The 22061-nt window shown below is 73.0% G+C and carries 21 protein-coding genes; 10 read left to right on the plus strand and 11 right to left on the minus strand.

The annotated features are described in order from the left end of the window. Positions 1-354 precede the first annotated feature (354 nt). From rpmH to ACU436_RS24925, 8 genes are all read left to right on the plus strand, one after another. Complete coding sequence (gene rpmH, locus ACU436_RS24890; RefSeq protein WP_075952533.1) at positions 355-498, plus strand: 50S ribosomal protein L34; 144 nt, start codon at positions 355-357, stop codon at positions 496-498. 13 nt (positions 499-511) lie between these two features. After that, positions 512-865, plus strand: coding sequence for a ribonuclease P protein component (rnpA, locus tag ACU436_RS24895; protein ID WP_459029228.1), 354 nt, complete (start codon positions 512-514; stop codon positions 863-865). Then, positions 858-1142, plus strand: a complete 285-nt coding sequence (yidD, locus tag ACU436_RS24900; RefSeq protein ID WP_459029231.1) for a membrane protein insertion efficiency factor YidD — start codon at positions 858-860, stop codon at positions 1140-1142. Before rnpA ends, yidD begins: the two co-directional genes overlap by 8 nt. Beyond that, complete coding sequence (gene yidC / locus ACU436_RS24905) at positions 1136-2236, plus strand: membrane protein insertase YidC (RefSeq protein WP_459029232.1); 1101 nt, start codon at positions 1136-1138, stop codon at positions 2234-2236. Before yidD ends, yidC begins: the two co-directional genes overlap by 7 nt. Before the next feature lie 93 nt (positions 2237-2329). Continuing rightward, the gene (locus ACU436_RS24910; RefSeq protein WP_459029234.1) at positions 2330-2830 is read left to right on the plus strand and encodes a Jag family protein; all 501 of its coding nucleotides are present in this window, start codon (positions 2330-2332) and stop codon (positions 2828-2830) included. Continuing rightward, entirely contained in the window at positions 2823-3494 is a 672-nt protein-coding gene (rsmG, locus tag ACU436_RS24915) for a 16S rRNA (guanine(527)-N(7))-methyltransferase RsmG (protein WP_459029236.1), read from the plus strand. The genes ACU436_RS24910 and rsmG overlap by 8 nt, the downstream gene beginning before the upstream one ends. A 23-nt stretch (positions 3495-3517) precedes the next feature. Next, entirely contained in the window at positions 3518-4441 is a 924-nt protein-coding gene (locus tag ACU436_RS24920; RefSeq protein WP_459029632.1) for a ParA family protein, read from the plus strand. A 6-nt stretch (positions 4442-4447) separates the two neighbouring features. Continuing rightward, positions 4448-5509, plus strand: a complete 1062-nt coding sequence (locus ACU436_RS24925; protein ID WP_459029238.1) for a ParB/RepB/Spo0J family partition protein — start codon at positions 4448-4450, stop codon at positions 5507-5509. Between the two features lie 1021 nt (positions 5510-6530). On the opposite strand, the gene ACU436_RS24930 is transcribed toward ACU436_RS24925, so the two are convergent. After that, positions 6531-7487: a D-alanine--D-alanine ligase family protein gene (locus ACU436_RS24930; protein ID WP_459029240.1), complete on the minus strand. Its 957-nt coding sequence runs from the start codon at positions 7485-7487 to the stop codon at positions 6531-6533. Between the two features lie 26 nt (positions 7488-7513). Further along, positions 7514-8830 carry an aminotransferase-like domain-containing protein gene (locus ACU436_RS24935; RefSeq protein ID WP_459029633.1) on the minus strand — a complete coding sequence of 439 codons (1317 nt, stop codon included), beginning with the start codon at positions 8828-8830 and terminating at the stop codon, positions 7514-7516. A 311-nt stretch (positions 8831-9141) separates the two neighbouring features. On the opposite strand from ACU436_RS24935, the gene ACU436_RS24940 reads away from it, so the two are divergent. Further along, on the plus strand, positions 9142-9843 hold the full coding sequence (locus ACU436_RS24940; RefSeq protein ID WP_459029242.1) for a GNAT family N-acetyltransferase: 702 nt from the start codon (positions 9142-9144) through the stop codon (positions 9841-9843). Positions 9844-9898: 55 nt separating this feature from the next. Here ACU436_RS24940 and ACU436_RS24945 read toward each other — a convergent pair whose 3' ends face one another. The 9 genes from ACU436_RS24945 to ACU436_RS24985 all read right to left on the minus strand — a co-directional run bounded on the left by ACU436_RS24945 (position 9899) and on the right by ACU436_RS24985 (position 20491). After that, the gene (locus tag ACU436_RS24945) at positions 9899-11059 is read right to left on the minus strand and encodes an N-acetylmuramoyl-L-alanine amidase (RefSeq protein ID WP_459029244.1); all 1161 of its coding nucleotides are present in this window, start codon (positions 11057-11059) and stop codon (positions 9899-9901) included. Between the two features lie 200 nt (positions 11060-11259). Then, positions 11260-11586: a thioredoxin gene (gene trxA / locus ACU436_RS24950; RefSeq protein WP_459029247.1), complete on the minus strand. Its 327-nt coding sequence runs from the start codon at positions 11584-11586 to the stop codon at positions 11260-11262. A 40-nt stretch (positions 11587-11626) separates the two neighbouring features. Next, positions 11627-12640, minus strand: a complete 1014-nt coding sequence (gene trxB / locus ACU436_RS24955) for a thioredoxin-disulfide reductase (protein ID WP_459029248.1) — start codon at positions 12638-12640, stop codon at positions 11627-11629. A gap of 95 nt (positions 12641-12735) precedes the next feature. Next, complete coding sequence (locus ACU436_RS24960; protein ID WP_459029250.1) at positions 12736-13392, minus strand: hypothetical protein; 657 nt, start codon at positions 13390-13392, stop codon at positions 12736-12738. Beyond that, positions 13389-13934 carry an RNA polymerase sigma factor SigM gene (gene sigM / locus ACU436_RS24965; RefSeq protein WP_459029252.1) on the minus strand — a complete coding sequence of 182 codons (546 nt, stop codon included), beginning with the start codon at positions 13932-13934 and terminating at the stop codon, positions 13389-13391. Before sigM ends, ACU436_RS24960 begins: the two co-directional genes overlap by 4 nt. Positions 13935-14081: 147 nt before the next feature. Then, the gene (locus ACU436_RS24970; protein WP_459029254.1) at positions 14082-15833 is read right to left on the minus strand and encodes a protein kinase family protein; all 1752 of its coding nucleotides are present in this window, start codon (positions 15831-15833) and stop codon (positions 14082-14084) included. Positions 15834-15888: 55 nt separating this feature from the next. After that, positions 15889-17556: a murein biosynthesis integral membrane protein MurJ gene (gene murJ, locus ACU436_RS24975; RefSeq protein ID WP_459029255.1), complete on the minus strand. Its 1668-nt coding sequence runs from the start codon at positions 17554-17556 to the stop codon at positions 15889-15891. Continuing rightward, positions 17553-20000: a DUF6049 family protein gene (locus tag ACU436_RS24980; protein WP_459029257.1), complete on the minus strand. Its 2448-nt coding sequence runs from the start codon at positions 19998-20000 to the stop codon at positions 17553-17555. The genes murJ and ACU436_RS24980 overlap by 4 nt, the downstream gene beginning before the upstream one ends. After that, entirely contained in the window at positions 19997-20491 is a 495-nt protein-coding gene (locus tag ACU436_RS24985; RefSeq protein WP_459029259.1) for an NUDIX hydrolase, read from the minus strand. Before ACU436_RS24985 ends, ACU436_RS24980 begins: the two co-directional genes overlap by 4 nt. A gap of 6 nt (positions 20492-20497) precedes the next feature. On the opposite strand from ACU436_RS24985, the gene ACU436_RS24990 reads away from it, so the two are divergent. Then, on the plus strand, positions 20498-22057 hold the full coding sequence (locus tag ACU436_RS24990) for a CCA tRNA nucleotidyltransferase (protein WP_459029261.1): 1560 nt from the start codon (positions 20498-20500) through the stop codon (positions 22055-22057). The last annotated feature ends 4 nt before the right edge of the window (positions 22058-22061 follow it).

Here is a 22061-nt window from a genome sequence, read left to right on the forward strand (position 1 = left end):
TGAGAGACGCGCGGGCCCGGGCAGCCGACCGATTTGGCGATCCCCCCGGATCTACCTGTGGAAGGAGGCACGCTAACAACGTCGGGCTGCGGCCACAAGTCACGGTGTCCCGCGATCGGGCAACCGGATGCTCGCGCGGACGGGGGTGGCCTGGTTTGACCCCTTCTCCACACGCTGCGTACCCTGGTTTCAACCGTGCCCGTGCATACGGGTCGAGTGCTGGCCGTCGTGCGCCCGTCGTGCGCCGGGAATGGCGCACGACCCGTTCGGGCGCCGAAGCACCACCGTCCGAAGCACCCGCATGATGATCAGCGACGGCCTGCCCTGCATCGCCGTCGTCCAGGAGAGCCGACCGTGAGCAAGGGCAAGCGCACCTTCCAGCCCAACAACCGCCGCCGGGCCCGTACGCACGGCTTCAGGCTGCGCATGCGCACCCGCGCCGGGCGCGCCATCGTCGCGGCCCGCCGTGGCAAGGGCCGCCAGCGGCTCTCCGCCTGATCCGGCCGGACCGGTGCTGCCGGCGGTGTCCCGGCTCACGCGCCGGGACGAGTTCGTCGCCGTCCTCCGGCGGGGGTGGCGCAGCGGCCGGTCCAGGCTCGTGGTCCACATGCACGGTTCAGGCGACGGTGTCCCCCGCGCCGGGCTCGTGGTGAGCAAGGCCGTGGGTGGCTCGGTGGTCCGCCACCGGGTGAGCCGCCGGCTGCGGCACCTCCTCGCGCCTCGGCTCGGTGCACTCCCGCCCGGAGCGATGATCGTGGTCAGGGCGCTGCCGCCGGCAGCCGACGCCACGTCGGGCGAGCTGGGCGACGACCTCGACGCCGGCCTGAGGGGCGTCCTCCGGAAGCACGCGGCCCGCCGTGGATGACGAGCGACGTTCGCCGCTGACGCGGTTCCCCGTCGCGCTCCTGCGCGGTTACCAGCGCTGGGTCTCGCCGGCGCTCCCCCCGACCTGCCGCTTCTACCCCACCTGCAGCGCGTACGCGATCGAAGCGCTGCAGGTGCACGGGCTGCTGCGCGGTTCCTGGTTCACGGTCCGGCGGTTGGTGCGCTGCGCGCCATGGCACCCTGGCGGAGTCGACCCGGTGCCTCCGCGCCGTTCCCGCTCGGCCCGGAAGAACATCGAGGAGCAAGCCCCGTGCTGAACTTCATCTACTACCCGGTCTCGTTCATCCTCTGGGTCTGGCACGAGGTCTTCGGCTTCCTCCTGGGCCCGGACAACGGCGTCGCGTGGGCGCTGTCGGTGATGTTCCTGGTCTTCACGCTGCGGGCCATCCTCTACAAGCCGTTCGTGCACCAGGTGCGCTCGATGCGCCGGATGCAGGAGTTCCAGCCGGAGATCGCCAAGCTCCGCAAGAAGTACGCCAACGACAAGCAGAAGCAGGCCGAGGAGATGCAGCGGCTCCAGAAGGAGCACGGCGTCAACCCGCTCGGCGGCTGCCTGCCGGTCCTGGTGCAGGTGCCGGTGTTCATCGGCCTGTTCCACGTGCTGCGCGAGTTCGGGCCCCTCAACGGCGACGGCTCGCCGCGCACCGAGAACTACTTCTTCGGGCTGGAGGAGGTCCACTCCTTCAACCGCTCGTCCCTGTTCGGGGCGAAGCTGGGCAGCTGGGTGACGCAGGGCGAGCAGGTGCTCAACGCCGCGGGCACCTCGATCGCCCACATGCTGATCGTGATGATCCCGCTGATGATCGCCGCGGGCATCTTCACCCACATCACCGCCCGGCACTCGGTGGCCCGGCAGACCGCGGCGCAGGCCGAGAACCCGCAGACCGCGATCATGAACCGGTTGATGCTGTACGTGTTCCCGATCGGTGTGGTCGTCGGTGCGCCGTTCCTCCCGCTCGCCGTGCTCCTCTACTGGGTGTCGAACAACCTGTGGACGCTCGGGCAGCAGTACGTCGTCTACAAGCGGATCGACGTGGAGGAGAGCGCCAAGCGTGAGCAGACGGCCGTCAACCGGCAGGCGCGGGCTCCCCGGCCCGGCCAGAAGCCGGTGCGGCCGGAGGCGCAGGCCGACGAGCCGAAGCAGCCGGAGAAGCGCCCGGGTTCCAAGCCGATCACCCGCAAGCCGGTCGATTCGGGATCGAACGGCGCTGCTGCGGCAACCGATCCGGAGAGCACGTCCGGAAACGGCTCGGGCAAGAGCCTGAACGGCAGCCAGGGCGGCGCCGACCGCGGTGCGCGCAGCGGAGGCGGCGCCCGGCCGCCGGCGCGCCGCACGCGCAAGCGCCGCTGACCCACGAGACTTCCGCGGTCGCCCCACCGGCGGCCGCAGCGGCGCGTTCCGGGCCACCGGGCGCGCCGCACCTGTTCAGAGAGGAGACGCATCGTGCCGAAGACTGCGCAGGACGGGCCCACCTCGGCCGAGGACCAGCTGGTGCGTGAAGGCGACATCGCCGGCGACTACCTCGAGCAGCTGTTGGACATCCTGGACTACGACGGCGATATCGACCTGGACGTCGAGGCGGGGCGCGCGATCATCAGCATCGTCGGTGGCGAGGACCTCGAGAAGCTCGTCGGGGAACGCGGCGCCGTGCTCGAGGCGCTGCAGGAGCTCACCCGGCTCGCGGTCCAGCAGGCGTCGGGCAACCGGAGCCGGCTGATGCTCGACATCGCGAAGTGGCGGGAAGGGCGGCGTGACGAGCTCAGCGCGCTCGGTACCCGTACCGCCAACGACGTGCTGGAGACCGGCGAGTCGGTGCGCCTGCGCGCGATGACGCCGTTCGAGCGCAAGGTCGTGCACGACGCCGTCGCGAAGGTGAAGGGCGTGGCCAGCGAGAGCGAGGGTGAGGAGCCGCGCCGCCAGGTCGTCGTATTCCGCAGTGCCTGATACGGGTCCTGATCCGGGGTCTGCCCTCTTCGGTGAACGCCTGCCGCTCGCTCGGCGCTTCGCCGAGCACCTCGCCACCTCCGGGGTCGAGCGTGGGCTGGTCGGTCCACGCGAGGCGGACCGCGTGTGGGAGCGGCACGTGCTCAACTGCGCGGTCGTCGCGGCCCTGGTGCCGGATGGCGCGCGTCTCGTGGACGTGGGTTCGGGAGCGGGCCTTCCCGGGATACCGTTGGGACTGGCCCTGCCCGACACTCGCGTCGTCCTCGTGGAGCCGCTCGCTCGTCGGGTCGAGTGGTTGCGCGAGGTGATCGCCGATCTCGGCGTGGCGGTGGATGTGGAGCGGGGCCGAGCCGAGGAAGATGTTGTGCGGCGGCGATGGGAGGGAGCCGACGTGGTGACCTCTCGTGCCGTCGCGCCGCTGGCTCGCCTCGCCGGCTGGTGCCTGCCGCTGCTCCGGCCGGGTGGGCAGATGCTCGCGATCAAGGGGGCCGGTGCGGCGGACGAGGTGGAACGGGATGCCGCGGCCGTGCGACGGCTCGGCGGTGGGGTCCCCCGAATCGAACGGTGCGGGTCGGGGATCATCGATCCACCGAGCACGGTGGTCGTCGTCGAGCGAATGGCCGGTGCCCCGGTCCGCACGACGCGCAGGAGAGGGCGGGCGTGACGTTCAAGGTGTCCCAGTACGAGATCTCCCCTGACCATGTTTCACGTGAAACACCCGGGTGGACTCCGATCGCGGAGGAAGCGGCGCGCGCGGCGCGCGTGCTGCATCCCGATCGCTACCGGATGCCGCGCCCGACCCATCGGCGGGTCCTCACCGTCGCCAACCAGAAGGGCGGCGTCGGAAAGACCACCAGCACCGTGAACGTGGCCGCCGCGCTCGCGATGCACGGCGTCCGCGTTCTCGTGATCGACCTCGACCCGCAGGGCAACGCCAGCACCGCCCTCGGGGTGGAGCACCGGCTGGGCACGCCGTCGGTGTACGAGGCCCTGCTCGGTGAGATCCGGCTGGCGGAGGCGGCCGCTGAGAGCACGGCGTCCTCGAACCTGCTCTGCGTCCCGGCCACCATCGACCTGGCCGGTGCGGAGATCGAGCTCGTCAGCATGGTGGCCCGGGAGAACCGCCTCCGGCAGGCCCTCTCCGCGGAGGCGCTCGAAGAGCTCGACGTGGACTACGTGTTCGTGGACTGCCCGCCCTCGCTCGGCCTGCTCACCGTCAATGCGCTCGTGGCGGCGAGGGAGGTGCTGATCCCGATCCAGTGCGAGTACTACGCGCTGGAGGGGCTCGGCCAACTGCTGAACAACATCGACCTCGTGCGGTCCCACCTCAACACGAGCCTGCACGTCTCGACGATCCTGCTCACGATGTACGACGGACGCACCAAGCTCGCCGATCAGGTCACGAGCGAGGTGCGTGAGCACTTCGGGTCCACGGCGCTGCGCACCGTGATCCCGCGCAGCGTGAAGGTCTCCGAAGCTCCCGGATACAGCCAGACCGTGCTGGCTTACGATCCGGGTTCACGCGGCGCGATGAGCTATGTCGACGCGGCCCGCGAGATCGCCGAGCGTGGTGCGGAGATGCCCGTGCCGCCGGACCAGGACGGGCGGTAACGGCACATGCCTGAGCGCGAGGCGCCTCCTACCCGCCCCACGGCCCAGAAGACCGCCCCGCAGCGGAAGGGTGGACTGGGGCGCGGGCTCGCTGCGCTCATCCCCACCGCACCGGCACAGCCGGACCCCACGGGTCCGGGTGCCGTGGGCTCGATCGCGGCCGGCCGGGCGACGTCGGCGCTGGCGGGCCCGACCATCCCGGCGCCCGCCCAGCCCGGACCCTCCGAGCGCACCACCGACGGCACGGCCCCCGTGCCGGTGGGCGGAGCCGTGTACCGCGAGATCGACCTCGCCGCGGTGCAGCCCAACGCCAAGCAGCCGCGCACCCAGTTCGACGAGGAGGCGCTCGCCGAGCTCGAACACTCGATCCGTGAGTTCGGGTTGCTCCAGCCGATCGTCGTTCGCGAGATCTCGGCAGGCTCCTACGAGCTCGTCATGGGCGAGCGGCGCTGGCGGGCCGCCCAGCGCGCCGGCCTCACGGAGCTGCCGGCGATCGTCCGGAGGACGGGCGACGACGCGATGCTGCGCGACGCCCTGCTGGAGAACATCCACCGCGTCCAGCTCAACCCCCTCGACGAGGCCGCGGCCTACGAGCAGCTGCTGGCCGAGTTCGGGGTCACGCAGACCGAGCTGGCCGATCGGATCGGCCGCAGCCGGCCGGTCGTCACCAACACGATCCGGCTGCTGAAGCTGCCGGTGTCGGTCCAGCGTCGGGTCGCGGCGGGCGTGCTGTCCGCCGGGCACGCCCGCGCACTGCTCGGCGTCGAGGATCCGGGTCAGCAGGAGGACCTCGCCACCCGCATCGTCGCCGAAGGTCTGTCGGTGCGCGCCACGGAGGAGGCGGTGGTGCTCCTCCGCCGTGACTCTCCCTCCTCTGCCGCCAAGCCCGCCCGGCGCAAGCCGATGCAGGCACCCGGCCTGCAGGATCTGGCCGAGCGCCTGTCCGATGCGTTCGACACCCGCGTCAAGGTCGAGCTCGGGCAGCGCAAGGGCCGGATCGTGGTCGAGTTCGGCTCGGTCGAGGACCTGGAGCGGATTGCCAAGCTGATGGACCGCCCCGAAGGCTGAACCTCCCCGCCCTCCCCCCTCCATCTACCGGCCGCGCGAGCGGCCGGCAGCGGCGTTCTCAGGGCGCCCTGTATGGCCCGCTTACGGCCTCGTGAGCGTCGGTCGGTAGGGCCGGGAGGGCGATGTTTCACGTGGAACGGTGCGCAGTGTCCCCGTCCTGGTCCGGCACGTGTTCGCCCCGGCTGATCCCGGGTGCCCGCCTACGGCACCCGGCGCCACCGGAGGCGCCCTCTTCGTGATCAGGTGTGGCTGGGCGCCTTCGGGTGGGCGCTGCGGCGAATCTCGGTCCGATCATGACGGGTTGATCGTTGCGAGATCCCACCCGGCGCCCTCGGGAACCGTGATCCGCGGCATGCGGGTGCCCGCCTCGCAGGCGGCTGCCGCCGAACCCGGCCGGCGGAAGTTGTCCACCGGGACGACGTAGACCTCACGGGGCTTGGATCCGCCCTCGCCCCGGGACCCGTCACGTCGATCTCGAGCCGGTGGACAACCCCGCGGCGTTCCGCAGTGAACGCACCGACGATCGCCGAGGGCCTGATCGCACGACGGGACCACCGGACAGTTGCGTAGGCATCCAGCAGGGACGGTCTCGTAGGAAACCGGCGTGCCCTCACGTCGGGGACGGCCGCCCCGCAACCCCAGGGGACGGTGGTGAACCCAGCCCGGCCACCCGCCCGAGGCGGCGAACCAGAACAAGCTGCGCGAACGCGCGCGAGACCACGGCGAGACGGGGGAAGCAGACCGCGACCGGCCGGGCACGGCGCGCCCACCGCAGCGGAACGCCCACTGGCCCACGGGTCCCGGGAGACCGATCAACCCCTCGACCACCGAAACACCACCGCGGCCGCGATTCGGCAACACCTCCGGGAGCGGCGGGAGAACCGAAAACGGTGATCAAGCCTCGTCCGCCCCAGCTACCGCGGCGCTGCCACCCGAGCATCACACCAGCGCTGGCGCCGACCCCGCGTTGTGCTGATCCCCCGTTTCACGTGAAACACCGCGCGAGGATCGGCGACGTGTTTCACATGAAACGAGGCCGGCCGATCGCGCGCTCGACGAGCGCCACGTAGAGCCGCCCGAGGTCCATCCCCGCGGTCCGGACCGACAGCGGGAGCAACGACGTCTCGGTGATCCCCGGCGACACGTTCACCTCGAGCACCTGGATGCGGCCGTCGGGTTCGACGACCGCATCGGTGCGGGACACGTCGCGGAGGCCGAGCAACCGGTGGGCCGCGAGCGCCGCCTCCTCCACGCGGGCGAGCGTGGCGGCCTCCAGTCGGGCGGGGCAGTGGAAGGAGACGGCGCCGGGCGTGTAGCGCGCCGTGTAGTCGTAGAAGCCGCCCCGGGCGTCGATCTCCACCGCCGGCAGTGCGCGCAGTCCCGCGCCGTCGTCGACGACCGTGACGGCGACCTCGGTGCCGCGCACGAAGCGTTCCGCCAGCACCGTGTCCGAGTACGCGAGGCAGCTCACCATCGCGGCGGGGAGCTCGGACCGCGCGGTGACGACCTGCGCCCCGAGCGCGGACCCACCTTGGTCCGGCTTCACCATCAACGGGAGGCCGAGGCGGTCGACCATCGCGTCGAGGACGGCCTGCGCCCCCAGTGCGCGGAACGTCGTGTGCGGCAACGCCACCCAGTCCGGGGTGGCGAGCCCGGCGCCCGCGAGCTCCGCCTTCGCCGTCGGCTTGTCCCACGCCCGCCGGCACGCCTGCGCGGGCGTCCCGACGAACGGGACGTCGAGCAGCTCCAGGACGGCCTGGACCGACCCGTTCTCGCCCTCTCCCCCGTGCAGCGCGATCGCAACAGCGTCGGGTGGATCGCTACGCAGCCGTGCGACGAGCGAGCCGTCGACGTCCCACTCTCGGACGTCCGCTCCGGCGTCGCGCAGCGCGGTGGCGAGCCGGCGGCCGGACCGCAGGGAGACCTCGCGTTCGTGGGAGAGCCCACCGGCAAGCACAGCGACAGTTCGTTCGATCACCGCCGCATTCTGCGGCACCGGTGCGATCAGGGCGTGTGAGGGCTCGGCGCCTGCGGTCCGCTGCCGAGCGCCGGCCGGGCGGGGTTGCCGAACGTGCGCATGACGTCCAGCTCCGCTTCCAACACGGCGGCGAGCCGGCGCACGCCCTCGGTGATGCGCGCCGGGGTCGGGTAGCAGTAGGACAGGCGCAGCTGCCGGCTGCCGAACCCGTCGGCGTAGAAGCCGGTGCCGGACGCGTACGCGACGCGCGCCGTGACCGCCCGCGGCAGCATCGCCTTCGTGTCGACGCCCTCGGGCACCGTGAGCCAGACGTAGAAGCCGCCGTCCGGCACGTTCCACGTGCAACCCTCGGGCATGTGCGCCTCGAGCGCCTCGAGCATGGCGTCCCGCCGGTCGCGGTAGGCCTCGGTGAAGGTCTTGATCTGGCTGCGCCAGTCGTGTGCGCCGAGGTACCGCGACACGAGCATCTGCGTGAAGCTCGGCGGGCACAGCGCGGCCGACTCCGAGGCGAGCACGAGCCGGTCCCGCACCGCGGGCGGCACGAGCGCCCAGCCCACCCGCAGGCCGGAAGCGAACGTCTTCGAGAACGACCCGAGGTACACGACGTCACGGTCCATGGAGCGCAGCGCCGGGTACGTGCGGCCGCTGAACCCGAGGAGCCCGTACGGGTTGTCCTCGACGACGGCCACGCCGTACGACGCGCAGATCTCGAGGATCTCGGACCGCCGCTCGACGGCGAGCGTGACGCCTGCGGGGTTGTGGAAGTTCGGGATCGTGTAGAGGAACTTCGGGGTGATCCCCTCGGCGTCGAGCGACCGCAGCGCATCCCGAAGCAGGTCGGGGACGAGGCCGTGCTCGTCCATCGCGACGTGCACGACGCGCGTCTGGTATGCGGCGAAGCTGCCGAGCGCGCCGACGTACGACGGTCCCTCGGCGAGCACGACGTCGCCGGGGTCGCAGTAGATGCGCGTGACGAGGTCGAGCGCCATCTGCGAGCCCACGGTGACGACGACGTCGTCGGGGTCGGCGCGGACACCCTCGAGCGCCATCACCTCGCAGATCTGCTCGCGCAGGGCCGGCACGCCCTGTGCGGAGCCGTACTGCAGGGCGACCTGGCCGTCGCGGGCGACGAGGTCCGCCACTTCGGCCGCGAGGGCGTCGAGCGGAAGGGCGGCGAGGTTCGGCATGCCGCCGGCGAGGGACACCACCTCGGGCCGGCTCGCCACGGCGAACAGAGCGCGGATCTCCGAGGCGGTCATGCCGGCGGTGCGGGCGGCGAACCGCTCCGTGGGCTCCGGCCGCGGCGCACCCGCCGCCGCTGCCGCCCCTGCGCCCGCGGGCACGGCGTCGAACGGCGATGAGGGCGTGGCCGGCTGCGGCACGGTGGACCTCCCGGATCTTCTGCGACTCGGACCGTCCGAGTGTATGGGGTGTGTTCACCGGCCCGGCCGGGTCGTCGGGAAGGCCACACCTGCCGCGACCTGCCGCGGGTACCCGGATGGGGGAACCTGCGACCGATCGTCGTGGTAGGGGCACCGGTCGCAGCAGGTGGACTGTCGTTTCGGGCTGGATCGATCTATGGTCTCGGGGTCGGCGCGGCGAGTGGCGCCGTATGTCCGAGTTTCGCGATGGCTCCTCGCCGCCGGAGGTTGGTTTGTCCTGGCACGTGGCGGCGCTCACTCTCGACAATCTGGACGACTTGCCCAAACGGTGCAGGCGCTGCGTCTTCTGGGAGCTCTCCGAGAACCTCGGCAAGCAGGCGGTCGACTTCGGCTCCACCGAGCTGGAGAAGGAGGCGTGGGTCTCCGAGGTGCTGCTCGAATGGGGTTCCTGCGGCCGCGTCGTCTACATGGCCGGTGCGCCCGCGGGCTACGTGATGTACGCACCGCCGTCGGCGGTGCCGCGCGCCGCCGAGATGCCCACCGGCCCCGTGAGCGCCGACGCCGTCCTGCTCACCACGATGCAGGTCCTGCCCGAGTTCTCGGGTGAGGGGCTGGGGCGGATGCTCGCCCAGGCCGTCGTGCGCGATCTCACCCGCCGCGGCGTCAAGGCGATCGAGGTTTTCGGCGAGCAGCGGCCGGGCTCCGAGCCCGGGTGCCTCATCCCGGCCGACTTCCTCCGCGGCGTGGGATTCAAGACCATCCGGCCCCATCCGCGCTTCCCCCGCCTGCGCATGGAGCTGCGCTCCGCGATGACGTGGAAGGAAGACGTGGAGGCGGCGCTGGAGCAGCTGCTCGGCACCATCACCATTCCGATGCAGACGAGCAGTGCTCCGTCCGATCCCGTCCGGTCGGTGCCCACCCGGTCCGGAGCGGCCGTCAGAGGCCAGTTCAGGGCGACCTGTACGGCCCGCTGAGCGCCGTTCGGCACCTACCGAACCCGGTTGGCCCGACCCGGGGGTCTGTCGGCTCTCAGATCGCCTGGGCCCCGCCGCGCTCGAGTTCCCGCGCGAGCACATCGGAGAAGGTGAACGTGCCGGTCGGTTGATCGTCCTGGCCGAGCAGGTACAGGCGTTTGACGGCCACGAGGATGCCTTCGGCCACCACGTCGCGGAAGGCCGGGTCGAGCAGGCGGCGCCGGTCGCCGATGTGCGTCAGGTACCCGATCTCGACGCGCACCGTGGGCATCCGGGTGAGCCGGAGCAGCTCCCAGGTGCGGGCCTGGGAGCGGCAGTCCTGCATGCCCGTGCGGATGAGCAACTCGCGCTGGATGAAGCCGGCGAGGGCCTCCCCCACCGTGGAGGTGGCGCCCGACCCGTTGCCGAAGTGGAACGTGGCCAGGCCCTGGGCGTGCATGCTCCGGTTGGCGTCGCTGTGCAGCGACAGCACGAGATCGGCGCCCCCGGTGTTGGCGAACGCGGCGCGCTCGGTCTCGCTGGGGCAGGTGTCCTCCTGCCGGGACAGCATGGCGTCCATGCCGGTGGCCGTCATCCGGCCGACCAGCCGGCGCGCCAGGTCCCACACGATGTCGGCCTCGGCCACGCCGGCGGCGACGACCCCGCGGTCGGGGCCGCCGTGCCCGGGGTCGACCACGATCCGCTTGCCCCGCAGCCGCGGGCCGGCCTGGCGCAGCAACTCCTGCTCGCGCAGCAACCGCGGACGGCCGCCGGTGACCTTGCGACCGAGCTGCCGCAGCGACCGCAGCGTGGCCGGGCCGCACAGCCCGTCGGCGACGAGACCGTACTCGCGCTGGAACTTCTTCAGCGCGGCCTCGGTCTGCTCGTCGAAGACCCCTCCGGGGCGGCCCGGGTCGTAGCCGAGCTCGAGGAGCCGCTCCTGCAGGGCGACGACGTCGTCCCCGCTCATCGGGGCGGAGATCATGAGTGCGAGCATCCGGTCGCCCAGCTGCCATCCGGCTTCGCGGAGCGCCCGGTAGGTGGCCGGCCCGACGATCCCGTCGGTGATGAGACCCCGCTGTTGCTGGAACGCGCGAACGGCCTGCTCCACGTCGGCGTCGAAGACGTCCTCGCGGAGACCGTCCGCGACGGCCGCGGGCAGCAGGCCGAAACGTCGCAGCGTGGACCGGATCTCGACGACACCCGGACCGCTGTCACCTCGGCGCAGCAGCTGCATGCACCCCTCGCTCGCTGTAGTGGCTTCCCGTTCTCGGACCGCCCGCCCCCGATCCGGGCCATCGACCATTGTGCCCTGCCCGCGGCCGAAGCGCGGACAGCGGGCCGTGTCCGGCCGTGTTCGTGTCGTGATAGGCCCCACGACAAGGCGAAGCCCCGCTCCCGACGAGCGGGAGCGGGGCAGTGCCGCCTGAGCGCGGGTCAGGCGAGGTAATCGGCCAGGTCGGAGAGCAGCGCGGCCTTGGGCTTGGCGCCGACGATCTGCTTCACCGGCTTGCCGTCCTGGAACACGATCATCGTGGGGATGGACATCACCTGGTAGTCGCGCGCCGTGGCCGGGTTGGCGTCGATGTCCAGCTTGGCGACGGTGACCTTGTCCTTGTTCTCCCCGGCGATCTCGTCGAGCACGGGTGCGACCATCTTGCACGGCCCGCACCAGGTGGCCCAGAAGTCGACCACGACGGGCTTGTCGCTCTTGAGGACGGCGCTCTCGAACGAGGCGTCGGTGACCTCGACGGTGTTGGCCATGTGTTCTCCGTTCCCTGAACTACGTGGTGTGACCTGTAAGTCAGCCGGTGACGGCCGCGACCTGCTCGGCCGCAGCTCCGTAGCCACCGCCGACGAGCTCGCTGGGAACCGCGGCCTCGGCGAGCCAGCGCTCGGCGTCGATGGCCGCGGAACAACCGGAGCCGGCCGCGGTGACGGCCTGGCGGTAGACGTGGTCGACGAGGTCCCCCGCGGCGAACACGCCCGGGATCGCCGTGTGGGTGCTCGGCGAGTCGACCTGCACGTAGCCGTTCTCGTCGGTGGCGAGCACGTCCTTCACGAGCTGGCTGCGCGGGTCGTGTCCGATCGCGACGAACATGCCGCTGACGTCGAGCACCGACTCCTCGCCGGTCTCCGTGTCGCGCAGCCGCAGGCCCGAGACGCTGCCGTCGCCGAGCACCTCGAGGACCTCCGCGTTGGTGCGCCAGCGCATCTTCGGGTCGTCCTTGGCGCGCTGCAGCATGATCCGCGAGGCGCGGAACTCGTCGCGGCGGTGCACGATCGTGACCGAACGGGCGAACCGCGTGAGGAACGTGGCTTCCTCCATCGCCGAGTCGCCGCCGCCGATCACCGCGATGTCCTTGTCGCGGAAGAAGAAGCCGTCGCACGTGGCACACGCGCTCACCCCGCGCCCGAGGAGGTTCTGCTCACCGGGAACGTGCAGGTAGCGGGCCGCGGCACCCATCGCGAGGATGATGGCGCGGGCGCGGTAGGTGACACCGTTGGCCACCACCGTCTTGATCTCGCCCTCGAGCGAGACCTCCTCGACGTCCTCCGCGCGGAGCTCGGCGCCGAAACGCTGAGCCTGGCCGCGCATCTGCTCCATGAGCTCCGGGCCCATGATCCCGTCGACGAAGCCGGGGTAGTTCTCGACCTCGGTGGTGGTCATCAGCGCGCCGCCGAACTGCGTGCCCTCGAACACGAGGGGGTTCAACTGGGCGCGAGCGGCGTACACAGCTGCGGTGTAACCAGCCGGGCCCGACCCCACGATGATCACTTCGCGAACGTCGCCGGTGTTCGCTCGATCGCTGCTCACGGGTTGCGTCCTCCCTCGTCGCGTACAGCCCTGCAACACTTTCCCAGGGATCGGCATTCCACCGCGGACGGGGGCGCACCTGCGCGTGAGCGGAGTCACCCGCCGATCGTCCGCGTGCGTAGCAGGACGCCGCCCCCCTGGCCGCAGCCCGGAGCGACGACCACGATGTGGAGCCGCCCGCGCTCACCCCCCGCCAGCAGCAGGAGCACGCCGTCCCGCCCGTCGAGTACGACGTCACGGCCGCCCAGGAGCGGTGCGTCCGCCGCCACCCCGGACGGTGCGACGGCGCGCAGGCAGCCGGACCGCCGCGCCGGATCTGTCAGGTCGCCGACGTCGAAGTCGCCCCGCACGGTGAGGCCCGCGGCCACCAGGTCCACCCCGTCGAGCGACATCGGGGCAGGCTCCCGGGGAGCCCAGAACACCCCCGCGACCACGGCGGCGGCGAGCACCGCGGCCGCCACGAGCGCCGGGCGCAGCCCGCGGAGCCGGCGTTCCCGGGAGCGGACCCGTGGCGGCGCCTCCACCGCGAGCGCGGCGTCCCACCGAGCGGCGTACTCGGCCGGTACCGGCGGGTCGGCGAGCGCGCCCAGCTCGGTGCGGGTCCTGGCCAGTGCGGCGAGCACGGCGGTGGCGTCGGGGTCCTGCGCCGCATCGGCCCGGACCTCGGCGGCCCTGGCCGGGTCGAGCAGGCCGGCGTCGAGGTCGGCGAGGAGGTCGGCGGGCAGGGGGGCGCGCCCGCGGGGCTCGGTCATCGCTCCTCCTCCCGCAGGTGTCCCAGCAGCGCCCCCAGGCGGACACGGCCTCGGGCGCAGCGGCTCTTCACGGTGCCGACCGGGACGTCCAGCACCTCGGCGACCTCGTCGACGGGCCAACCTTGCACGTCCACGAGCACCACCGCCACCCGCTGGTGCGCCGGCAGCTCGGCGAGCGCGTCCACGACGGACAGCCGCGTGACGACGTCCATCGCCAGGTCCGGCCGCCGCTCCCGCGGCTCGGCGTCGGCCAGCGGCACCGTGACGTGGCGGCGCTCCTTGCGGAGGCGATCGATGCAGGCGTTGACGAGGATGCGGTGCAGCCAGGTGCGCACCGAGGCCTCGCCCCGGTAGGTGTCGGCCCCTCGGTAGGCGGCGACGAGCGCCTCCTGCACGACGTCGGCGGCGTCCTCGGGGTGGCGCAGGGTGCGCACGGCGATGCCCCACATCCGGCTCCGGTACCGGGCGACCAGCTCACCGAACGCGTGCCGGTCGCCCGCGCGATGCGCGGCGAGGAGCTCCGCATCGCTCGGTGCGCCCACGGTCGGACAGTAGGTCGGGAGGGTCTGCTCCCGTGGGCGTTCCGGAGAACTCGTCCGACCGGAATGGACCGTGAACCGACTGCGTCCGGTCGACCTGGCCCGGGAAGGCGCCGCGGCGCTGCTCGACGCGTACCTCTCCGGCAGTTCCTAAGCGCCGGCGCGGCGGAACTCGACCTCGCCGATCTCACTCGTGTACTGCTCGTCGCCACCGGACAACTTGGTGATCCACAGCAGGACGTGCTCGACCGGCTGGCTCCCGGCCAGCGACACCGGGGTGCGGCCGCCCTGCAGCGTGACCTCGCCGATCTTCCTCGTGTCCGACAGCGGGGAGTCGGTGGACGGGGCCGAGCGGACCTCGACCACCGTGCCGCGGCTCGGGGACTCGATCGTGAGGTCGGACAGCTGCACCGCCGACGCGAACGACACCATGATCCCGATCCCCGGGCGGTACGCGGGGAACTGCTGGTAGTAGGTGGAGGTGTTCCAGGCCGTGGCCGGGTTGTGGTCGATCACCCGGGCGGCCCGGTCGGCGTTGTCGGGGTCGCCGCCCTCGTCGTAGACCTCGACGGCGAGGCCGCCGACTGTGGGCCCGGCCGGGGCCGGGGCGACCTGCGGCTGCGCCTGGTCGGGCTGCACCGGCTCGCCCTCGACGACGATCGGCGGGCCGCCGCTGTCGACGAACATGGCGCCGAGCTGCACCCCGAGGTAGCCGAGGACCATGAGCACCGCCGCGGCGAGCGCGGTGAGCGCGATGGTCATCTTGCGGCGCCGCTGCGGGTCGGCCGGGGCGGCGGTGCGGCCGCGGTCCTGCCACACGTCCCCCGGCGAGGACGGCACGCCGTCGTGGGCCGGCGGGAACAGCGCCATCCGGTCGTCCTCGGCCACCACCTCGGTGAGCAGGCGCTGCACCGCCGCGGCGGTGTGCACGTGTCCCGGCGCGCCGTCGGGGCCGAGGGTGCCCTGGGCGAGCGTGTCCAGCTCGACGGGCACCCCGGGCCGCAGCTCCGAGGGGGGCAGCAGCGCCCCACCCGACGTGCGCTCGGCCGCGGACAGCCCGGCGCGGGCGGCGTCGGCCGAGGACAGCGGCCAGTGGCTGGTGAGCAGGGTGTAGAGCACGGCGCCGAGTCCGCGGACGTCGTCGGTCGGCGTGACGTCGGACCTGGGCAGCGCGAAGCAGAGCTGGGCGCGGCCGTCCGGGGTGATCCGGACGCGCTGCGGGTGGTCGCAGCCGAGGACGAGTCCGTGCCGGTGGGCGGCCTCCGCGGCGGCGGCCAGCGGTGCGACCGCGCGAGCCGCGGCGAGCGGCTTGACCAGGCCGTCGGCCACCACCTCGCCCAGGCTGCGGCCGGGGACCCACTCGGTGACGGCGGCGCCCAGCACGTCGTCGGGCACGCTCGCGGCGCCCGGCGTGAGCACGTCGAGCAGGCGGGCGCAGCCGTCGTGCTCGAAGCTGCCGGAACGCAGCGCGCGCACCACCATCTGCTCGGCGCGGGCTACGTCGCTGAGATTGTCGTGGAGCACCGCGCCGGGGGCGGGCCGCCGCAGCACGGTGACGGCGACGTCGCGGCGCAGGATCGTGTCCTCGGCGCGCCAGAACTCGGCGCACGCAGCGGGATCGGTGCCCACGCGGGTGCGCAGCCGGTAACGGCTGGCCAGCAGGCTGCCGGCGATGGTGCCCGACGGCACGGGCGGCACCGCGGGCGCCGTGGGGACGTCGGTGGCCGGCGTGGTGCGCACCGTGGGCTGCTCGCCCGCCGTGTCGCCTGCGGCGTCGTTCGAGCGGTCGTCGGAGCGTTGTTGCTCGGGAACGCGCGGTGCAGTGTTGACCGGAATCGCCGAATCGTCGGGCGACTCCCCGGGCGCGGCCGCACCGGAAGGTGGGCTCGCCAACTCACTCACCGCTCCGCCCTCCCCCGCGTTCGCGAACCACACCTCGCCCCGGGCAAAGCCTACGTCAGCGGCTGGTGCCCCGCCGAGAGTTCCCCCTGTCGACGAGCCGTTCGAGTCGTTCGAGAACGACCCCGACCTCACGTACGCCTATCAGCCGCATGACCAGCAGCGTTACCGGGCCGCCGAGCACCACCGCCACCCCCAGCTCGGCCCACGCCCTGGCCAGCGGAGCCAGGGTCGACAGTGGACCGGCGGCGAGCAGCGCGACCACTCCTGCGGCGAGCAGCATGCCCGCTGCGGAAGCCAGCAGGGTGCGCCCGGCTGTGGCGAGCACCACACCGGTCGGGACGCGGCCGAGCATGCGTCGCAGGAGCAGCTGGCCGAGCACCGCTCCCACCACGAACGCGGCGCTGTTGGCGACCGCCAGGCCGAGCACGACGTCCTCCGGCGCGAGCAGCGCCGGGCAGGCCAGCATCAGCGGGATCTTCGTGACCACCACGCAGAGCTGCACGAACGTGGCCGTCCGGTGGGCGGTCAGCGCGTAGAACACGCGCGCCTGCAGCATCGTGAAGGCGAAGGGCAGGAGCCCGAACGCGGACACCGCGAGCGCGGCACCCAGCTGAGCGGCACCGTCCAGGTTGCCCGCCCGCAGGCCGAACAGCGCGACGCCGACCGGGGTGCCGAACACCGTGAGCAGCACCGAGATCGGCACCAGCAGCACCGAGGCGAGCTTGCCGCCCAGCCCGAGGTCGGCGGCGACGTCGTCGGTCCGGCCCTCGGCCGCGGCCCGGGACAGGCGCGGCATCAGGACGGTGAGCAGCGAGACCCCGAGCACGCCGTACGGCACCTGCAACAGCAGCCATGCGTTCGTGTAGATCGCGAAGGCGCCGCCGTCCGACGCGGTGGCCACCCGGGTGGTGACGATCAGGCCGGCCTGCCCGATCAGCACGTAGACGATCGCCCACGCGCCGAGGCCCGCCGCCTTCGTCAGGCGCGGGTCCCATCCCCACTGCGGCCGGTAGCGGAAGCCCACGCGGCGGGCGGCGGGCAGCAGCACGAGCGTCTGCGCGGCGATGCCGAGCGTGGTGCCGACACCCAGCACGAGGAGGCGGGCGTCCTGCGGCACCACGAGGTAGACGCCGACCACGGCGAGCACGACCACGTTGTTGAGCACCGGTGCCCAGCCGAACGCCGCGAACGACCCGCGGCTGTTGAGGACCGCCCCGAGCAACGCCCCGAGCCCGTAGAAGAAGATCTGCGGCAGGAGCATGTAGGCGAGCGTGGTGGCGAGCCCGGGGTCGGCCGTGCTGCTGCTTTGCCCGCCCAGGTAGAGCCGCGTCAGCAGCGGAGCGGCGAGCAGCCCGGCCGCCGTGGCGATCAGCAGCGCCGTGCCGGCGAGGGTGATCAGCTTGCGGGTGTACGCGTCGCCGCCGTCGGGATCCTCGCGCTGGGCCCGCACCAGCAGCGGGATCATCATGCTGCTCAGCGCGCCGCCGATGAGCAGCTCGTAGACGATGTTCGGCAGCGTGTTCGACAGCGTGTACGAGTCGTTGAGCACGGTGGCGCCGAGCACCGTGAACAGCGCGACCTGCCGCAGGAAGCCGGTGATCCGGCTGGCCAGACTGCCCAGCGCCATCAAGCTGCTGGAGCGGCCGAGCGACGGTTCCGCCCGCGCCGCGGGGACGATCGGGATCCGCTCCGTGATCGCGTCGTCCGGCGCGGGTTCGGTCACGGGCTCGGAACGCGCGGCGGGCCGGGCGGCGGGCGATCGCCCTTGGGCCGCACCTGCGGGAGGCGGTCCGTGACGGCGAGCGGGTCCGGGAACGGGTCCCCCGTGTGGTGGGGGCGCGGGCCGGACGGCGTCGGTGGGCGGGGTGGCGGGGACGGGCCGGCCGGGCCCGATCCGGGTGGCCGGTTCCGTGGCTCCCCACGGATCCGGCGCACGATCCGACGGCCGGCCAGCACCACGAGGAGGATGCCCGCGCTCGCCGTCAACCACACGGTGATGGTGCCGTAGGCGGTGGAGCGCACCCGCAACCGGCTCGGCTGCCCGAGCAGCTCGCCGTCCGGCGTGCGCACGGCCGCCTGCACGCTGAACTGGCCGGACCGGGTCACCTCGGCGCTCACCCGCACCTGGCGCCGGCCGAGCGGGGGCACCTCCTGGGGCTCGATCGGGGCGACCCGCAGGCCGGAGGAGGGCATGATCTGCACGTCCACCCGCACGGTGACCGGGAGGCCGTTCGCCACGGTGATCAGGATCGGGGCGTCGGACGTGCCGAGGGAGTACGGGCCGGGCGGCTCGAGCACCCGGACCGAGCCCCGGAGCCCGGCCACGCGGTCGGCCAGTTCCCGTGCCGTCGTCTCCGCGTCGCCCGGCCGCGCCCGCCACGCCGACGAGACGGCGCGCAGCAGGCCGCGCCGCAGGGGCGTGAAGGTCTCCTCCGGGGTCACGCCGACGCCTGAGTTCGGCACGGCGGCGGAGGCGAGGTCGTCGATCTCCGCGCCGGTCGTGCGGACCACGTCGAGCGCGGGCCCGGTCACCTCCCGGCCGCCGACGTGCAGCGGGTAGGTGATCGGTAGCGCTGCCGCCCCGGTCGTGGGCCCGGTGGCCAGCACGTCGTCGAGGTTGCGGGGCACGATCCGTCCGACGTCGAGCAGCTGGTCCACGGCGCCGAGGAGCGCGTCCGTCGCGGCACCGTCGGCCGTCCACTGGTGGGGCGGGGCGAGCACGAGCGGTCCGCCGCCGCGCGCCGCGACGTCCCCCGGTTCCTGGGTGCGGAACGTGAGCGCGCCGACCAGGTCCTGGGTGGAGAGCGGGCTCGTGGTGCCCGCCGGGCTGACCGAGGGCGCCGATGCCCCGCGCACCGCACCCAGGTCCCCGCCGGGCGCCTCCGGGATGCCGGCCGCTGCCCTGGTGAGGAGCGGATCGGTCAGCACCGTGAACTGGGCGCGCTGCCCGCCCGCGATGGGGAGAACGCCCGAGTCGCGCGCCGTCCGTCCCTGTTCGACGGCGTCGGCCGAAAGGATCATCGAGTGGCCGTCGGCCTGCGCGGCCATCGCGAGCGTCGCGTCGTCCACCGCGCCCTCGACCGGCCAGGTGACGTCGGGCACCACCGGCGTCTGCAGGATGCCCTGCAGCACCGTGCGGCCATCGGTGATCGCGGTGCCGGCGAGGTCGGTCATACCGGCGCGCGTGAGGGCGACGAGGTCCGCGTCGGCGTAGGGAAGCGCGATGACGCAGCCTCCGCGAGCCACCGACGCGAGCTGGTCGAGCCAGCGGCCCGCCGCGCCCCCGCCGGTGCCCGGCACGGGATTGCCGTCCGGGCCGACGACCTGGTAGCCGTTGGTGCTCCGCATCAGCGCAGCGGTCTGCACCAGCTCCGGGTCGATCGCGAGGCACATCGCCTCGCGCAGCCGCGAGTCGGCCGGCGCGTTGCGGGCGAGCGCACCCACGAGCCCGCCGAGGCGCCCGTCGGGCGCGAAGGACGCGGCCAGGTCGTCGTCGGCGAGCAACGTGGGCTCTCCCGGGACCGTCGCCAGCCGGCGCGGGACGTCGGTGACCGGCAGCAACAGCGCGAACGGGGTGGCGCCGCCGGTGGCGGCCTGCGGCACCTCGTCGGGAGTCGCCGGGTCCGGCGGCAGCGACAGCACCGGCAACAGCATCCGCACCGCGGCGAGCCGGGCACGCGCCCCGTCACCCGGCGCCCCGTTGACGTTCACGAGCACCTCGTGCACGCCCGTGGTGTTGAGGGCGAGGCTGGTGTCGGGCGCGCCCCGCAGCGGGAGGGTGAACCGCACCGGTAGCTGTTCGCCCGGCGCCAGCTCGCCCTGGAGGGGCAGGAACTGGGGCGTGACCGCATCGGTGCGGGCCGTGCCGTCCAGCGCGTCGCGCAGCTCACCCTCCGTCTGCAGCGGGTTGCCGCGTTGCACCCGGATGACCGGGTCGCGCACCGGGACGTCACCGGTGTTGGTGAGCGTGCCCGCCACCACCAGGTCGGGCGATCCGGCGGCCGTGACGACCCGCGGCGACATCTCCGAGAGCTCCAGCCGCAACGGGCCGTCCGCCGCCTCCCCCTGCGCCGGAGCCGCCGCGGCCGCGCCGAGTACCGGACCGGCGCCGATCAGCCCGGCCAGCGTCAGCAGGAAGATCGCGGCGAGCGCCGCGACCGGCTTCACGCGGATTCCTCCAGCAGTTCGGTGGCCCTCCTGATCAGGCGGCGTTCGTCGGCGTAGGCGAGGCGACCCTCGAGCTCCTCGAGTGGCACCCAGGCCACTTCGGCCACCTCGATGTCGTCGTCGGACAGCTCACCGCCGAGCGCCTGCAGCAGGAAGTGGTGCACGGTCTTGTGGACGCGTCGGTCCTCGGCGACGAACCAGAAGTCGATCGTGCCGAGCGGTGCGACCACCCGGCCGATGATGCCGGTCTCCTCCTGGACCTCGCGAACCGCCGCCTCCTCGGCCGTCTCACCTGCCTCGATGTGGCCCTTCGGGAGCGACCACAAGAGGCGGCCCTTCCGGTCGAGGCGACCGATCACCGCTGCCGCGCCGGTGGCGTGGTCGACGACGAGCCCGCCGGCCGACGTCTCGTCGACCGTGCGCAGCCGCCTGCGGCGTTCGGCCGGACGACCCCCGCGACGCCCCCCGGAGCGGCCGCGGGATGAGGACATGGGGGGATGGTAACGAGCCACGGGCCCGGATCGCCGCCACGAGCCGCGCGTGCCACGGATCCTCGTCGCCCCCCGAACGGGCGACGCATAGACTGGCGCGCCGTGTCCGCTCCTGCCACGGCCTCCGACGCCGCGCCCAGCGATCTTCTGCAAGCACAGGAGAATGCGGTCGTGCAGATGGTCACGGTCGGTCCCGTCGCCGAGGAACTCGCCGCCCGGTTCGCTGCCGCCGGTCACCGGCTCTACCTCGTGGGCGGCAGCGTCCGGGACGCGCTGCTCGGTCGCGACGTCTCGGACCTCGACTTCACCACGGACGCGCGCCCCGACGCCGTGCAGGCGGTCGTCGAGGGTTGGGCCGACGCCGTCTGGGACACCGGCATCGCCTTCGGCACGGTCGGTGCGCGCAGGCGCGGCACCACCGTCGAGATCACGACGTTCCGGGCCGACGCGTACGACCGCGTGTCCCGCAACCCGGTCGTGCGCTTCGGCGACACGATCGAGGACGACCTCGTGCGCCGGGACTTCACCGTGAACGCGATGGCCGTGGAGCTCACCGGCCCGGAGCGGCGGTTCGTCGACCCGCACGGCGGGCTCGCCGCGCTCGCCGCGGGCACCCTCGACACGCCCGCCACGCCCGAGGAGTCGTTCGCCGACGATCCGCTGCGGATGCTGCGGGCGGCCCGGTTCGTCTCGCAGCTGGGCCTCACCCCGGCCGATCGGGTTGTCGTCGCTATGACGGAAATGGCGGGCGAGCTGGCCCGGATCACCCGCGAGCGGGTGCAGGCGGAGCTCACCAAGCTGGTCCTCGGCACCCACCCCCGGCGGGCCATCGAGCTGCTGGTCGACACCGGCCTGTGCGAGCGGGTGGTCCCGGAGATCCCCGCCATGCGGCTCGCGATCGACGAGCACATGCAGCACAAGGACGTCTACACCCACTCGCTCGTCGTCATGGAGCAGGCGATCGACCGCGAGACCGACGGTCCGGACCTCGTGCTGCGGCTCGCCGCGCTGCTGCACGACATCGGCAAGCCCGACACCCGGCGCAAGGAGCCGGACGGCCGCGTGAGCTTCCACCACCACGAGGTGGTCGGCGCCAAGATGGTGCGGCGCAGGCTGCGCGAGCTGCGGTACCCGAAGGCGATCGTCGACGACGTCGCCCAGCTGGTGTTCCTGCACCTGCGCTTCCACGGCTACTCGGGCGGCGAGTGGACCGACTCCGCGGTCCGCCGCTACGTCACCGACGCCGGCCCGCTGCTCGAGCAGCTGCACAAGCTCGTGCGCTCGGACTGCACCACCCGCAACCGCCGCCGGGCCGCCGCCCTCCAGCGCAGCTACGACTCACTGGAGGAGCGGGTCGCCCGCCTGCGTGAGCAGGAGGCGCTCGACGCCATCCGTCCCGACCTGGACGGCAACGAGATCATGCGACTGCTGGACATCCCGCCCGGTCCGCAGGTCGGCAAGGCCTACAAGCACCTGCTGGCCGTGCGCATGGAACGCGGCCCGCTCTCGCACGAGGAGGCGGAGGCGGAGCTGCGCCGCTGGGTCGCGGAGAACGGGCTGAGCTGATTGC

This window comes from Pseudonocardia wallangbongensis (genome assembly GCF_054486945.1).

What these genes read in the sequence shown, in the direction of transcription:
- ACU436_RS24925 (WP_459029238.1), top strand. Translation starts at nt 4,448, where the DNA reads ATGCCTGAGCGCGAGGCGCCTCCTACCCGCCCCACGGCCCAGAAGACC.
- ACU436_RS24945 (WP_459029244.1), bottom strand. Translation starts at nt 11,059, where the DNA reads ATGCAGCTGCTGCGCCGAGGTGACAGCGGTCCGGGTGTCGTCGAGATC.
- trxA (WP_459029247.1), bottom strand. Translation starts at nt 11,586, where the DNA reads ATGGCCAACACCGTCGAGGTCACCGACGCCTCGTTCGAGAGCGCCGTC.
- ACU436_RS24960 (WP_459029250.1), bottom strand. Translation starts at nt 13,392, where the DNA reads ATGACCGAGCCCCGCGGGCGCGCCCCCCTGCCCGCCGACCTCCTCGCC.
- ACU436_RS24985 (WP_459029259.1), bottom strand. Translation starts at nt 20,491, where the DNA reads ATGTCCTCATCCCGCGGCCGCTCCGGGGGGCGTCGCGGGGGTCGTCCG.
- ACU436_RS24990 (WP_459029261.1), top strand. Translation starts at nt 20,498, where the DNA reads ATGGTAACGAGCCACGGGCCCGGATCGCCGCCACGAGCCGCGCGTGCC.